At 64.3% G+C, this 15,294-nt stretch carries 10 protein-coding genes; 2 read left to right on the forward strand and 8 right to left on the reverse strand.

Annotated features, from left to right (window positions below):
- Positions 1-623 precede the first annotated feature (623 nt).
- A complete protein-coding gene (locus HWY05_RS05425) occupies positions 624-2,246 on the forward strand; it encodes a DUF2957 domain-containing protein (RefSeq protein WP_081936268.1) in 1,623 nt (540 codons plus the stop codon).
- 96 nt (positions 2,247-2,342) lie between these two features.
- Here the strand turns inward: HWY05_RS05425 and hutG are convergent, their stop codons facing one another.
- The 8 genes from hutG to HWY05_RS05465 form a co-directional block, all read right to left on the reverse strand.
- A complete protein-coding gene (gene hutG, locus HWY05_RS05430) occupies positions 2,343-3,311 on the reverse strand; it encodes a formimidoylglutamase (RefSeq protein WP_035559274.1) in 969 nt (322 codons plus the stop codon).
- Positions 3,308-4,093 (reverse strand): amino acid ABC transporter ATP-binding protein, encoded by a 786-nt coding sequence (locus tag HWY05_RS05435; protein WP_279614092.1) that lies wholly within the window; start codon positions 4,091-4,093, stop codon positions 3,308-3,310. Before HWY05_RS05435 ends, hutG begins: the two co-directional genes overlap by 4 nt.
- The gene (locus tag HWY05_RS05440) at positions 4,090-4,758 is read right to left on the reverse strand and encodes an amino acid ABC transporter permease (protein ID WP_035559277.1); all 669 of its coding nucleotides are present in this window, start codon (positions 4,756-4,758) and stop codon (positions 4,090-4,092) included. Before HWY05_RS05440 ends, HWY05_RS05435 begins: the two co-directional genes overlap by 4 nt.
- 17 nt (positions 4,759-4,775) lie before the next feature.
- Positions 4,776-5,531, reverse strand: coding sequence for a transporter substrate-binding domain-containing protein (locus HWY05_RS05445; protein WP_035559280.1), 756 nt, complete (start codon positions 5,529-5,531; stop codon positions 4,776-4,778).
- Between the two features lie 83 nt (positions 5,532-5,614).
- Positions 5,615-6,364 (reverse strand): IclR family transcriptional regulator, encoded by a 750-nt coding sequence (locus HWY05_RS05450; protein ID WP_035563721.1) that lies wholly within the window; start codon positions 6,362-6,364, stop codon positions 5,615-5,617.
- A 231-nt stretch (positions 6,365-6,595) separates the two neighbouring features.
- Positions 6,596-7,486 carry a transglutaminase family protein gene (locus tag HWY05_RS05455; protein WP_035559283.1) on the reverse strand — a complete coding sequence of 297 codons (891 nt, stop codon included), beginning with the start codon at positions 7,484-7,486 and terminating at the stop codon, positions 6,596-6,598.
- Entirely contained in the window at positions 7,483-10,182 is a 2,700-nt protein-coding gene (locus HWY05_RS05460) for a circularly permuted type 2 ATP-grasp protein (RefSeq protein WP_176057622.1), read from the reverse strand. Before HWY05_RS05460 ends, HWY05_RS05455 begins: the two co-directional genes overlap by 4 nt.
- Positions 10,183-10,213: 31 nt before the next feature.
- On the reverse strand, positions 10,214-13,687 hold the full coding sequence (locus HWY05_RS05465) for a transglutaminase family protein (protein WP_035559289.1): 3,474 nt from the start codon (positions 13,685-13,687) through the stop codon (positions 10,214-10,216).
- 334 nt (positions 13,688-14,021) lie between these two features.
- Here HWY05_RS05465 and HWY05_RS05470 point away from each other — a divergent pair, with 334 nt between their 5' ends.
- On the forward strand, positions 14,022-15,287 hold the full coding sequence (locus tag HWY05_RS05470; RefSeq protein ID WP_244146497.1) for a putative zinc-binding metallopeptidase: 1,266 nt from the start codon (positions 14,022-14,024) through the stop codon (positions 15,285-15,287).
- The last annotated feature ends 7 nt before the right edge of the window (positions 15,288-15,294 follow it).

The raw sequence follows: 15,294 nt of genomic DNA on the forward strand, positions 1-15,294 counted from the left end.
ACAGAGTCAAGGTGAATTTTGTTTCGAGGCATGGCGATGGGTGTCGGCAATCCGCATCAATGGGCAAAACCTCCATACATACGTCTGTTTGAATTGCCGCCGCAAGGCCCCACCGCACGGCGCGACGGCGAATCTTACGGGTTTGGATTAATGCCACTATATACAAGTCCGTAGCAGCGGCTTAATGTTCAGCCGCAACCAATTAAATCTAATAACAGGCCACGGAGACATTAATGCCATTCCACCCAGTCAGCGCGATTCCCACTATGCGACTTGCATGCGCCACTTCGATATACGGCATTAAATACGTTAGCGTCGCACTGAAATTCCCCTGTTTTACCTAGCCTACGGCGATCTGCCCTGCATGGCCGGATTCGCCTGTCTCGTGGGCCTTCCGCGTCATTCGACGCGCTCCGCCCGTATGGCGAATAGGGCTCGCGCGATGCTCTCGATTTGCCGCGGCTATCCCGCCGCGCATTCGGGGCCATTTTATCGAGCGCATCCGGAACCATCGCCGGGCATGGCATTTCAGTTCGTGGACGGATAAAAACCCAGCGGCATCCGCGCGACTCATTTAATCGCGCGCATTAATAACGAACGACGCTTGACGAGGAGACAAAACAATGGCGTTCAAACTGTGGGCAGGCTCATCTGCTTCAATACCGACAGGCGCACTGACGGGCGCGTTCGCGCTATCCGTGCTGCTGGCCGCTTGCGGCGGTTCCGGCAAAACGGATGCGCCGGGCGCCGTCTCCGTGCCGCAATGTTCGGGCGCCTCCTGCGGGGCGCAAGGCCAGCCGCCCGGCACGCCGGTCGTCGCGGCCAAGCTGTGCCCCGATGCGCTCGACTATTCGACCACCTACACAGGCGGCTCGGGCAGCGGCGAGTACATCAAGATGCAATTCAATTCGGCGACGAAGAAGTATCAGATGACCTTCGTCGAATCCGCCGTGCCGATCTCGGTCGGCCAGGTCAACGTCACGCGCGCGGGCCTGACGATCACCGGCGACTACGACAATCCGACCGGCTCGTTCGCCCTGCCGACCGCCGAACAGAACCGCTGCGCGATCGTGCTGAAGAACGGCACGACCGCAGACGGCACCTACAGCGTCACCATCAATCCGCAGGATCCGCCGATGCTGTTCGTCGGCGAGGGCATTATCGGCGGCGGGATTCCGGGCGCGACGATCCAGTTCTCCGGCGTCACGTCGCTCGGTTTCCCGATCGGCGTCGTGCCGCAGCGCACGTTCGACTCGTATCCGTTCCTCGGTTTCAGCCAGACGATCACCGACTTCACCCAGGTGGCCGGTGCCTATAACGAAGTCGGGTTCCGCATGAGCCCCGAGGGCAACCCGGCCCAGGGCACGGACGGTCTGACAACGACCGGCTGGGCGCCGCAAGCCGTTCAGGCCAGCGAGACGCTCAACGCGGACGGCACCTGTACACCCGACTCATCGCCGAATTCGTGCGTCCTGACCGGCACGCCATGGACGGTGCGCACCAATGCCGACGGCTCGCCGGACAACGTTTTCGTCAGCCGCGCCAACGGTCTGGCTTATCCGGCAGCCGGCGTGGGCGTGCTGCAACTGCTGTTCGCGCCGAGTCTGGCGCACGGCATCATGATCGTCGGCAAGGTGAACAACCAGCTCGTGCCGGTGATGATTCGCGTCGGCTACGCCCATACGGATAACGACCCGCTCGGCATTCTGAACAACGCGCTCGACGATCAGCTCGGCATCTCGCTGCTGGCGCCCGCCACGAAGATTGCCCAAACGGCGTTGAAGGGCGGCTATATCGGCGCGAATAGCGCGTCGGCATGCGGCCTGGTGACCACCATCGGTCAAAGTCCGAACCCGATCTACGTCAACGGACAGCCGGTCTATGCCGCGTCGGGAACCTGCACCGACGGCAGCGCGTCGTTCAACCCGGGCGTGAATTACGGCGCGACCTTGTTCCAGAGTCCGTCGGCGGCGTTGCTGAATCCGTTCACGTCCGCGGCATCGAGCAACTTCTCGCTCGATTTCACGCAGACGCAACCGGGTATCGTCAACGTGACGGCGACCAAGCCGTTGATGTCCGGCAGCACCGCGCTCTACCAGGCGGGCGACACCGGCGTGATGGTCCAGGTCGGGCCGGTGTACGGTCTGCTGATGAACGGGATCAACCCGACGTTCACCACCAACGATCCCGCGAACAACATCGGCAAGGTGAATCCGTTCCTGTCGATCGGGGCGTTCGTGGAATAAGCGTGCGGTGAGTGGAATGTAAAAACGGCTCGCTGGATTACGCCAGCGAGCCGTTTTTTATGTGTGCCACGTCTGCGGCGTGGCGCCACGCTCAAACTACAGCAAGCGATACGCCAGGCGTGCGGCAACCCTCGCCGTCCGCTTGTCCTGATCGAGCGACGGGTTGTACTCCGCGATATCCGCCGCGCGCAGCTTGCCGGACGCCCGCACGCGCTGCACCATCGCTTCGACCACGGACAACGGCACACCCAGCGCGGCCGGCGCCGACACGCCGGGCGCGATACCCGCCGGCAACACGTCGAGGTCGATGGTCAGATAAACGTCGTCCGCCGCGTCGAGCAAGGTTTGGAGATCCTGCAGGCGCTGCGGCAGATGCACGTCCTGCATGTCGACGTCGAGCACGTAGCGCACGCCGAGTTGCTCCGCATGCGCGAACAGCGACGCGGTATTGCCCAGATCGCTAATGCCGAAGCAGACGTAGTTAAACGGCACGCCACGTTCGGCGCAGTCGTCGGCGATCTGGTCGAACGGCGTGCCGGAATTCGCCGGACGCTTCTGGCGCAGATCGAAATGCGCGTCGAAGTTGACGATCAGCAGCTTGCGCGACGCGTGAGAGGTAGCGCTTTCGACAGCCTCGCGCGCCTGATGCAAGCGCAATCCGCTATACGTGCCCCACGCGACTTCATGTCCACCGCCAAACACCAGCGGCCGGCCACCACGCGCCAGCACATCGCTAACCACCTGCGCCAATTCAACCTGCGCGCCTTCCAGGTCACCGTCGTCGCACACCACGTCACCCGCATCGGCGAGCGATGCCAGCGCCACCTTCGCCGGCAAACCCGCCAGCGCACGCCGTAATTCCTTCGGCGCGTGCGCCGCGCCCGTGCGGCCCTGATTGCGGCGCACGCCTTCGTCGGAACCGAAGCCGACAATCACCGGCATCTCGCGATCAACCTGCCGAGCGTCGCCGAACGGCACCACCTGGTTGAAAACGCGCCGCGTGTCGCCGGGCTCGCCGTCGTCGGAACGGCCGGCCCACACCTTGTCGTCGAATGGAACTCTCATGCGCGCGACAACACCGCCTGCAGGAAGGCCCGCGTACGCGGCTGCGAAGGCGCCGAGAAAATTTCCGCGGGCGGTCCCGCTTCGACGATCACGCCGCCGTCCATCACGACCACCACGTCGGCCACTTCCTTGGCAAAACCCATTTCATGCGTGACGACGACCATCGTCATGCCTTCGCTCGCGAGCAGTTTCATCACTTGCAGCACTTCGCCGACCAGTTCCGGATCGAGTGCCGAAGTCGGCTCGTCGAACAGCATCACACGCGGCTGCATGGCCAGCGCACGCGCAATCGCCACCCGTTGCTTCTGACCGCCCGACAGACTCGCCGGCATCACGTTCGCCTTGTGCGCGAGCCCGACTTTCTCCAGCAAAGCCATGGCGGCCGCTTCGGCTTCGGCCTTGCTCGCGCCGCGCAACATACGCGGCCCCACGGTAATGTTGTGCAGCACCGACAGATGCGGAAACAGATTGAACGACTGAAACACCATGCCGACTTCAGTGCGCAGCGCGTTCAGCGAGCGCTCCTTGAGCATCGCGCCCTGCTCGACCAGCCGATGCCCGCAGATATCGATCGTGCCGCCTTCGGCCTGTTCGAGGCCGTTGCAGCAGCGCAAGAATGTGCTCTTGCCCGAACCGCTCGGCCCGATCACCACGACAACCTGTTGCGGCTGAATTTCGAAGTCGATGCCGTTGAGCACCGTATGCGAGCCGAACGATTTGGTCAGCCCACGAATGCTGACGATAGGCCCCGTCTCCTGAGCCACGGTATTCACGGTATTCATTGCACCATCCCTCCTGCGCGCAGACGGCGCTCGACGCGATGCAGCGCGTAGTTGGTCGCCTGCGTCAACACCAGATAAACCAGCGCGATCGCCAGATACACCTCGAGCGAGCGGTACGACACGCTGATGATCTTCTGGCCTTCATGCATCAGATCGTCGATCGTCAACAGCGACACCAGCGCCGAGTTCTTGATCAGCGCGATGAACTCGTTGCCGAGCGGCGGGATCATCCGCACGATGGCCTGCGGCAAAATGATCGCGCGCATGGCCTGTCCCGACGACATGCCGATCGAGCGCGCGGCTTCCATCTGCCCGCGATCCACCGACTGAATCGCGCCGCGCACGATCTCCGACACATAGGCCGCCGAATACAAGCCGAGCCCGAGCATGCCGCACACAAACGCCGGCAGCAGAATGCCGAATTGCGGCAAGCCGAAGAACAGCAGAAACAGTTGCACGAGCAACGGCGTGCCGCGGAAGAACGTCAGATACGCGGTGCAAAGCCCGTACACCACGCGCCGCTGCGGCGTGAGCCGGCCGATACCGATCAACAGGCCCAGCACGCAGCTCAACGCGAGCGAGGCGGCGGTGACTTCCACCGTCACCAGCGCGCCATGCATGATGTCCGGCAAGCCGGCAATCACCGGCGAAAAATCGAGTGCCATGTTATTTACTCAGCCGTTTATTGCGCGCTCGCGCCGAACCACTTCTTGACGATCGCCGCATAAGTGCCATCGGCCTTGATCTTCGCGAGCGCGGTGTTGAACGCGGTCTTCAGTTCCGGCTCGTCCTTGCGCACGGCAATGCCGTAGGCTTCGGTGGTCAGTTGCTTGTCGAGCACGCGGAAACCGCCGCGCGTCTTCGCGAACTGATACGCGGCCGGCTTGCCGGTCACGGCGGCGTCGGCACGGCCAATGCCCACGAGGTCGAACATTTCCTGATTCTTTTCGACTTCGACGCGATTGATCTGCGGGTAGTTGTCGCGCAGGAAGTTCACCGACTTCGTGCCCACCTGGACCGACACTTTCTTGCCGTTCAGATCGGCCACGGATTTGACCGGCGAATCGTTTTTCACCAGCGCGACGAGGCCGCCCGCGTAGTACGAATCGGTGAAGTCGACCACTTTCGCGCGTTCGTCGGTGATATAGATGCCGGAAATCGCCGCGTCGAAGCGATGCGCGATCAGGCCGGGAATCAGCCCTTTAAAGTCGATGTCGGTCCATTGCACGCGCTTGCCCATGGCCTTGGCGAGCGCGTTCATGATGTCGACGTCGAAGCCGGTTCGCGCACCGTTCTCGGTGAATTCCATCGGCGGGAAGGTGGCGTCGGTGGCGACGTTCAGCACGTCCGCCGATTGTGCCGACGCGGCGCCGGAGAAGCCCGCAAAAGTCACGGCAACCGTGACACAGGCGAGGGACAGCAGTCGTTGCAGTTTCATGGGGTAGGCTCCTTGTGGTCCATCAAGTTCTTCAGTTCGTTCGGAATCCGGATCGAGATGCAGCCGCGAACGGCATGAAGCGATCAATCGGTTTGCATGTGCTCGGAAATGGCGCGGGCCGTACGTAGCGTCCCGTCGATGAATTGGCTTTCGCGACCCGTGGCGCGCGTGGACGGCGCCATCAAGGTGATCGACGCGCTGCTACCGACGCCGCGCCCGCTGCGATGAAAGATCGGGGCGCTCACGCCCCACACGCCGGGATCGACTTCGCTGTCGCTGACGGCGTAGCCCTGGGCGCGAATCTGTTCGAGTTCGGCTTCGATCGCGGCGCGGCCGGCGGGGTCGTTGTCGAACGCGCTATCGAGTATTTCGTTGCGCGCTTTGTCGGCCATGAAGGCCAGCAGCGATTTCGCCGACGCGCCCGCTTTGAGCGGCACGGCGCGGCCTTTTTCGAACGAGCAGCGCAGCGAATGCTGACTGTCGACCATTTCGAGGCACATCACCTGATGTTTGACAGCGACCACCAGCCCGATGCTTTCCTGCGACGCGCGCGCCAGTTGCTGCATCTCGCTACGGCTCGCTTCCACGAGCAGCGAATTGACGTCGAAGCCGAGCGCGAGTTGCAGGCTGATCGGGCCGGGCGCGTAATGCCCCGCGTTTTCCGCGACGAAACCCCAGCGCTTGAGCAGCGCGATTTGCCGATACAAGGTGCTTTGCGCAAGGCCGGTCACGGCCAGCAAATCTTTGACCGACATGGCTTTGCCATGACTGGCGAGCGCCGCCAGCACCAGCAAAACCCGTTCTGCACCTGTCACATTCTGTTCCGCGTTCACGTCGACACCACCCGCAATCAATCACGGAACCAGAATGCCAGAACGTTCTCGGATTTCAAAAATGGGATTCCCATTGAATGGGAATGAGGGGCAAGGGATTTCCCCGAGTGGGCGAAATTGAGCGTGCCGCGGAGAAATGCGCGGCACGTGGAGACGATTCGTCTGACAGAAAACGGCTTAAATGCAGTGGTAAAACGGGAAGCGCTCAAGCGAAAGCACTACAGCGGCACACTAGAGTGCGAGCACCGTCACCCCCACTTCCACGCGATGCGCGCCGCCGCCGAGAATCATGCCGCGCAGCAACGACACGTCGCTGTAATCGCGGCCAATGGCGAGCGTCACGTGATCCATATCGGCCAGCACGTCGTTGGTCGGATCGAGGTCGATCCAGCCGCTGCCGGGACAATGCACCGACACCCACGCATGCGACGCATCCGCGCCGATCAAACGCGGCTGCCCCGGCGGCGGGTCGTTACGCAGATAGCCGCTCACGTAACGCGCCGGCAGACCCAGCGAACGCAAACAGCCGATCATCACCTGCGCGAAGTCCTGACACACGCCGCTCTTCAATTCGAACGCGCGTTCGGCGGGCGTATCGAACATCGTCGCCGAGGGCTTGTAATCGAAGTCGTCGTGAATGCGATGCATCAGGTCGATCGCGCCTTCGGCGAGCGGCATACCGGGCGGAAAACTCGGCAACGCATACGCGCGCAACGACGGCCGCGGCACGATATTCGGCGACGCGAAACAGAACTCCACTTCAGGCCGGAACTGGCCGCCGACGCTAAACCGCAGCGCCCTCGCCACCTCGTCCCAGGCGGGCGTGGTGTCCGGGTCGAGATCGGTCCAGCGCGGTGTCAGCGCCACCGTGGTTTCGCTGACGAGTTGCAGGCGTTCGTGCGGCGCGTCGAGCGCGAAATACAGCACGTCGTTGCCGAACGCGTCGAGACGGCTGTTCAGATACGACGGTTCCGGTTCGATCTTTTCGCTGTGCGACACCACGCGCTGCCACGCGCACGCGATCGGCCGGATCGTCGCGAGATGCTGGGCGGTCTCCACGTACGTGGAATAGTGGTACGTGGTGCGATGCGAGACGGACAGCACGGTCGGTGCGCTCTTCATGACCACACCTGCGAGGCGACGGTGCTCGCGTGACTGAAGTAACGCGCGCTGATTTCATGGGCGGCGGCGCCGACAAAGCCGCCGATCTGATCGCACACCGCAATGAGGTCGCTATGCACGCCGTTTTCGTCGACGGTGCACAGCGCTTCGAGCGACGGCAACGACACGGCGGGCGGCATCAATTCCGCGAACGGACGATGCCGCACGCTGCCCGCCGCGACGGCGATCTCATCGAGCTTTTTACGCAGACGCGCGTAGACGCCGTAGATGCCGCGCGGATTGGTCGGCTCGCTAACCAGCAGATCAAGCAGGGCCGGCACTTCGAAACGGCCGGGATACAGCGAGCGGTAGGTCAGCGTGCTGTCGAACAGTTGCAGCAGCAGATCGAAGCCGGCGGGCGTGGCGAGTTGGCCTTTATCGGCGACCACGCGCAGGAGCGAGGTCATTGCCGAGACCCGCTCGATATGGCGGCCGACGAACAGCAAACGCCAGGCTTCGTCGCGCGTCATGCGGTCGCCTTGCGCGCCGCTGATGGCCGACAACTGCACCGACAGACGTTCGAGCGCGGTCATCAACGTGACGCGGTCGTAGCGATCGAGGCGTTCGGCGCGGCCGTTCGCGCTCATCGCGCCGCCGTTGCGACTGCCGTTGCTCTGGGTTTGCGATTCACCCGCGCTCTGCGACTGCGACTGCGATTGCATCGAGGTCTGCGCCTGCGCCGCCCCCGGCATCAACGTCTGCAAGGCATCGCGGAAGTCATTGCGCGCGGCGAGAATCGTGCGCCAGTGATCGTTGGACAGTCGCCCCCGCACTTCGCCATTCGAGCGCGCCTGGCGAGCCAGATTCTGGCCGATGCTCGCTACCCCGGTGCTCTCACTCAGATTCGCGACCAGCGCGCGTTCGAACGCTTGCGGCGAATGCGGCGAAGCCATGTCGCCGGCCTGCACGAGCCCACAGTGCAGCGCGAGTTCGACCAGAGTCGGAAACATCGCGTCGGCGTCGTTGCCTTCCAGCGAGCCGAGAATCAGCCGCAACAGCCGCACGTTGTTTTCAACGCGCTCGCCATAGCGTCCGGCCCAGAAAAGATTTTCCGCCGCGCGGCTCGACACGGTGCGATGCTTGCGCGCGAGATCGGCGGGTTGCATCGGCGAAGGCAACAGCGTGAACGTCGAGGTCGGCTGGCTCGACAGCACCCACGTGTCGACGCTGCTGCCGCCGTACTGCATCGACACGGTCGTCTGGCGTTCGGCGGCCATGCGCGTGAAGCCGCCCGGCATCACATGCCAGCCGCCGTTGACGTCGGCGATCGCATAGACGCGCAGCACCGAAGGACGGCGGCCGATCGTGCCGTCCTCGTAACGCGGCGTGCTGGAAAACCGCTGCGCCTGCTGGATCGTGTAGGTGTCGGGCATCGCTTCGATACGCGCGCGCCACGAGGACAGTTTCTGCCTGCCCTGCTCGATGCCCGGCGGCGCATCGCGCGCGCCGACCGGCCACGTCGGCACGATAAACGCCTCGTCGAGCCGCGAGAAGGCGTGCTCGCGCGCCGCCTTCTCGCCGCACCACCAGGTCGGCACGCTCGGCAGCAGGAGGTCTTCGTCGAGCAGCACTTCGGCGATACCCGGCAGAAAACCGTGCAACGCCGGCGACTCGACAAAGCCCGAGCCCGGCACGTTCGAGACGATCACATTGCCCGCGCGCATCACCTGCAACAGACCCGGCACACCGATGCTCGAATCGGCGCGCAGTTCGACCGGATCGCAGAACGCGTCGTCGAGACGGCGCAGCACCACGTGCACCCGTTCGAGACCGCCGAGGGTTTTCAGATACAGCTTGTCGTCGCGCACGGTCAGGTCTTTACCCTCGACCAGCGTGACGCCGAGATAGCGCGCCAGAAACACGTGCTCGAAATAGGTTTCGCTGAACGGTCCCGGCGTGAGCAACGCGATATGCGCCGACGTTTCGGCGCCTTCGCCGTCGTGCAGCATGGTCGCCTGTGCAGCCTGAACGAGCGTCGCGATCAGTTGCGAATAGGTCGGCGCGAGGCGGCTCACGCGCATCGTGCGGAACGGGTCGGCGAACAGCGTCGACACGATCAGCCGGTTTTCGAGCGCGTAACCGAGGCCGGACGGCGCCTCGGTGCGATGCGCCATCACGGTCCAGTCGCCGCCGGGCGTGCGCGCCAGATCGACCGCGACGACCTGCAGATATTGGCCGCCAGGCGGCGTATAGCCCTTCACCGAACGCAGATAACCCGGATGCCCGAACACCAGCGCGGGCGGCAATTGGCCACGCTCCAGCAGGGTCTGCGGCCCATAAATATCCGCGACGATCGCATTGAGCAGATGCGCGCGCTGCGTCACGCCCTGCTCGATATGCGTCCACTCTTCTTCGCTGATCAGGAACGGCAGCAGGTCGAGCGCCCAGGGCCGGGACTCGCCGTTATCCGCGTAGACGTTGTAGCTGATGTCGTTGTCGCGGATCTGCTGCGCGATCGACGCGCGATGATCGTCCAGCCGCGCGATGCCGTCTTCGCCGAGCCGCTGGAAGAACTGCCGCCACGGTTCGCGCAGGGCGCCCGAGGCGTCGCGTAACTCGTCCCAATGTCCCTCGTAAGCCGGCAGCAGGCGCAACAAGGACGAAGCGTCCGCGCGCGCCGCGGACGTCTCGAAGGGAAAAGTCGATTGAAAGGCCAAAGTCGTATCGTTTTAAGAGTGTGCTGCGTGGTTACCAGTAGCGCAGGTCCAGCGTGAACGGAAACTCCAGGCTGCGCTGTGGCATGTCGACCGTGAGCGGCCCCGGCGTGTGGCCCGACGCCAGATAGCGCGAGCGCCGCCGGCTTTCCGCCTCGTAAGCATTGACCGGGAAGGTCTCGTAGCTGCGCCCGCCCGGATGGGCCACATGATACTGGCAACCGCCCACCGAACGGCCGGTCCATGTGTCGACCAGATCGAAAGTAAGCGGCGCATCCACGCCGATGGTGGGATGCAGCGCCGACGGTTGCGACCACGCGCGAAAGCGCACGCCGGCCACATACTCGCTGACGCGGCCGGTTGGCTGCAACGGCACCGGCACGCCGTTCACGGTCAGCACATGACGGTTGTCGTTCAGCCCCAGCGCGCGCACTTCGAGCCGCTCCACCGACGAATCCACATAGCGTACCGTGCCGCCCGGCGAGCCTTCTTCGCCCATCACGTGCCACGGTTCGAGCGCATTGCGAATGGTCAGCGAGACGCCATTCACCGTGGTCGCGCCGACCAGCGGGAAGCGAAATTCGAAGTGCGGGTCGAACCAGCTACTGTCGAACGCGAAGCCCGCCTCGTTCAGTTCGCCGATCACGTCGTCGAAATCCATCTTGGCGAAGGTGCCGAGCAGGAAGCGATCGTGCAGTTCGGTCCCCCACCGCGTGAGCCGCTGCGTGTACGGCGTGTGCCAGAAACGCGCCACCAGCGCGCGCAGCAACAACTGCTGCACCAGGCTCATGCGCGCGTGCGGCGGCATTTCGAAGCCGCGCAATTCGAGCAGACCGAGGCGGCCGGTCGGGCCGTCCGGCGAATACAGCTTGTCGATGCAGAACTCGGCGCGGTGCGTGTTGCCGGTCACGTCGATCAGGATATTGCGCAGCGAACGGTCGATCATCCACGCCGGCAGATTGGCGCTCTCGCGCCCGCCGAGCAGATCGATCTGCCGTTGCAATTCGCGGAACGCGACTTCGAGTTCATAGACCTGATCGTTGCGCGCTTCGTCGATCCGCGGCGCCTGGCTGGTCGGTCCGATGAACAGCCCGGAGAACAGATACGACAGCGACGGATGGTTGTGCCAGTACGCAATCAGACTCGCGAGCAGATCGGGACGCCGCAGGAACGGACTGTCGGCGGGCGTCGCGCCGCCGAGGACGAAGTGATTGCCGCCGCCGGTGCCGGTGTGGCGGCCGTCGGTCATGAACTTCTCGCTGCTGAGATAGCTCTCGGCGGCGGACTGATACAGATACTCGGTGTGGTCGACCAGTTGATCCCAGTTCGACGCCGGATGAATGTTCACCTCGATCACGCCGGGGTCCGGCGTGACCTGCAGGACCTTCAGACGCGCGTCGCGCGGCGGCGGATAGCCTTCGAGCACGACCTTCATTTGCAGCTCGGCGGCGGTCGCTTCGATCGCGGCCAGCAGGTCGAGATAATCGTCGAGCTCGGTGAGCGGCGGCATGAACACATGCAGCAAGGTGCGGCCGCTGCCGAACGCGTCGGTCTCGGCTTTCGGACCCGCGGCCCGTTTCGGGTCACGCGCTTCGACGCAAATCGCCGTGCGCAACGTTTCCTTCGACGACACGCCGCGCGCCGGCGGCTGCTCGCCACCGGTCTGCGGCGCGAACGCCAGCACGCCGCTGCCTGGCATGCCGCTCAGCAAATCCGCTGCCGACGACGACAACGCCGCCACCCGCCGCGCTTCAGCAGGGCTCAGGGTGCGCTGCTCGCCGTCGTACTGCATCCGCAACTGCGTGGCCGAACGCAACGGCACGGGCGGTGCGAACGGATCGTGCGCGTGCTGGTACGGGTAGTCGGTCTTCGACACCCACGGCAAGGCGTCGAGCGGCAGGCGGTAGCCCATCGGCGAATCGCCGGGAATCAGGAACATGCGCTCGTCGCGGAAGAACCAGCGGCCGCTGACCCACTTCGGCGCTTCATGCGGCACGTCACGTTCGCGGCCGAGCGGCAACACGAAGCCGGTCGCGCCGCTCAGACCCGCGTCAAACACGCGGCGCAGGCGCACGCGCTCGAGTTCGTCGTCGAGGCGCGCATCGAGTGGATCGACGTTGACCGGCAGACGGCGTTCGCGCCACAGGTAGTACCAGACGTCTTCGAAACCGGGTTGGATGCAATCCGTGTCGAGGTCGAGCCGGGTCGCGAGATGCGCGAGGAAGCGTTGCGCGTCGGCGGCGGTGTAGTTGCCGGGCTCGCGTTCGTCGCCGAACAGCGACGGATCCTGCCAGCACGGCTCGCCGTCGGCGCGCCAGTAAAGCGACATGGCCCAGCGCGGCAGTTGTTCGCCCGGATACCACTTGCCCTGGCCGATATGCAGGAAGCCATTCGCGCCGTAACGCGCGCGCAGCTTCTCCATCAGCGCGACGGCGTAGCCGCGTTTGGTGGGTCCGAGCGCGTCGGTGTTCCATTCATCGGCGTCGCGGTCGCGCACCGACACGAAGGTCGGCTCGCCGCCCATGGTCAGGCGTACGTCCATCTCCTCGAGTTGACGGTCGACCTCGGCGCCCATGGTCAGCACGTCGGCCCACACCTCTTCGCTGTACGGCTTGGTGACGCGCGGCGTTTCCAGCACCCGCTCGATCGACATGGTGTGCTCGAACTCGACCTCGGACTCGTCGACCGCGCCGGAGATCGGCGCCGCGCTGCCCGGTTCCGGCGTGCAGGCGACCGGAATGTGCCCTTCGCCGGCCAGCAGGCCGGAGGTCGGGTCGAGGCCGATCCAGCCCGCGCCGGGCAGGTACACCTCGCACCACGCGTGCAGGTCGGTGAAGTCGACCTCGGCGCCGCTTGGGCCGTCGATCGATTTAATGTCCGGCGCGAGTTGCAGCAGATAGCCGGACACGAAACGCGCCGCCAGCCCCAGTTGCCGCAAGGTCTCGACCAGCAGCCAGCCCGAATCGCGGCACGAGCCCGCGGCGCTCGTGAGCGTCTCCTCGGGCGTTTGCACGCCGGGCTCCATCCGGATCAGGTAGCGGATTTCGTGTTGCAACCGTTGATTCAGCGCGACGAGGAAGTCGGCGGTGACGGCCGGCGTGCGGTCGATACTCGCGACGAACTCGGCGAAACGCGGCGTCATCGGCCGTTTGACGCGATAGGGCGCGAGTTCCAGCGCGAGGCCGGGGTCGTAGTCGAACGGGAATTGCTCGGCCGACGGTTCGAGAAAGAAGTCGAACGGGTTGTAGACGGCCATTTCGGCGATCAGATCCACGGTCACCTTGAACTCGCGGGTCTTCTCCGGAAAGACGAGTCGCGCCTGATAGTTGGCGAACGCGTCCTGCTGCCAGTTGATGAAGTGGTCGGCCGGCTCGATCCGCATGGAATACGCGAGGATCGGGGTACGGCAATGCGGCGCAGGCCTGAGACGCACGACCTGGGGCGACAGCGCAACCAGCCTGTCGTAGCGGTAATGTGTGACATGATGCAACGCGACGCGTATGGACACACCGGACTCCTGGACGAAGGATGGCAGCCCGCCAAAAAGCAAGCTTCATGCCGTTTATGGAACAAGCGCGAAAATCCGCGTAAATAGCCTGCAACCCCCGGAACACCGCCTGCTGCGAAGTGTGCCGCGTCTGTCGAGCGTCCGGTCGCTCGATTAGCGCGCCTTTCTACCGCCTTCTGCAACGCCGCGCACCAAAGCGGCGCAACGCCGATGCACGATCATGCACGTAATGTGCGTTAAACCAGTGACGTCTGGCAATTGCGGCATAAAGATTGCGGCGAGTCGTCGCTCGTGATCCGCCCGTGATCCGCTCTCCACTTCTCAGGCTCCATCGATGAAAACGTTCCACTGCAATCACTGCTCGCATCTCGTCTTTTATGAAAACGTGCGTTGCGAACGGTGCGAGTCGTTGCTCGGCTATGTACCCGAGGTCGCGGAAATCAGCGCCTTCGAAGACGCCGGCGAAGGACGCTGGCGCAGTCTGCATCCGGATCTGCAAGGCGCGCTGTTCCGCCAGTGCCACAACTACGCAGTCGAAAACGTCTGCAACTGGATGATTCCCGCCGACTCGCCCGACACGCTGTGCCGCGCCTGCCAGTTGACGCGGACCATTCCGAACCTGAGCGCGCCGGACAACCGGCTCTACTGGTATCGGCTGGAAATGGCCAAGCGGCGCCTGCTGTACACGCTGGCGGCGCTCGGTCTGGATGTGAAGTCGCGGCAGATGGACCCGGAGCATGGCCTCGCGTTCGAATTCCTCGAAGACGGCGGCGACGGCGAGCAGGTCATGACCGGCCACGACAACGGACTGATCACGCTGAATATCGCCGAAGCGGACGACGCGTATCGCGAGAAAGTGCGCAGCGCGATGGGCGAGCCGTACCGGACGCTGCTCGGGCACTTCCGCCATGAGACCGGTCATTACTATTTCAGCCAGCTGGTGCAGAACAACCCGCGCTGGCTCGAACCGTTCCGCAAGCTGTTCGGCGATGAGAGCGTCGACTATGGCGAAGCGCTGACGGCCTACTATCGCGACGGCGCGCCGGCCGACTGGCAGGCGTCGCATATCAGCGCGTACGCGACGATGCATCCGTGGGAAGACTGGGCGGAGACGTGGGCGCATTACATGCTGATCGTCGACGTGCTGGATACGTCGACGTCATACGGCGTCGCGCTGCTGCCCGACGATCCGAGCGAGCCGACGCTGACCGACCGCACGCCGGTGGAGGACGCGAGTTTCGAGAATCTGATGAAGCGCTGGTTTCCGCTCACCTACGCGCTGAACAGCCTGAACCGCAGTCTGGGGATGGCGGACGGCTATCCGTTCACGCTCGCCGCGCCCGTGGTGGACAAGCTGCGCTTCGTGCATCGCGTGATCGCGGAGGCGGGCGATAAGTCGCGGCCGAGGGAAGCGGCGGCGCCGGCGGGTCAGGGGCAAGGAGCGGTGGCGGTGGGCGCTACGGCTGCGATAGCGCCTGTCATAGCGCCTGCGGCGGCTCCCGTCCCCGTAGCGCCGCAGCCGCCACCCGTTCCGCCATCGCAGCCTGCGAGTGTCGCCCCCGCGCCCACAGCAACGGGCCAAAACGCCAAGCCCCGGTAACTCAATA

Origin of the sequence: Paraburkholderia sp. BCC1876 (assembly GCF_902833695.1) — a bacterium.
In the GTDB taxonomy this organism is placed as follows: domain Bacteria; phylum Pseudomonadota; class Gammaproteobacteria; order Burkholderiales; family Burkholderiaceae; genus Paraburkholderia.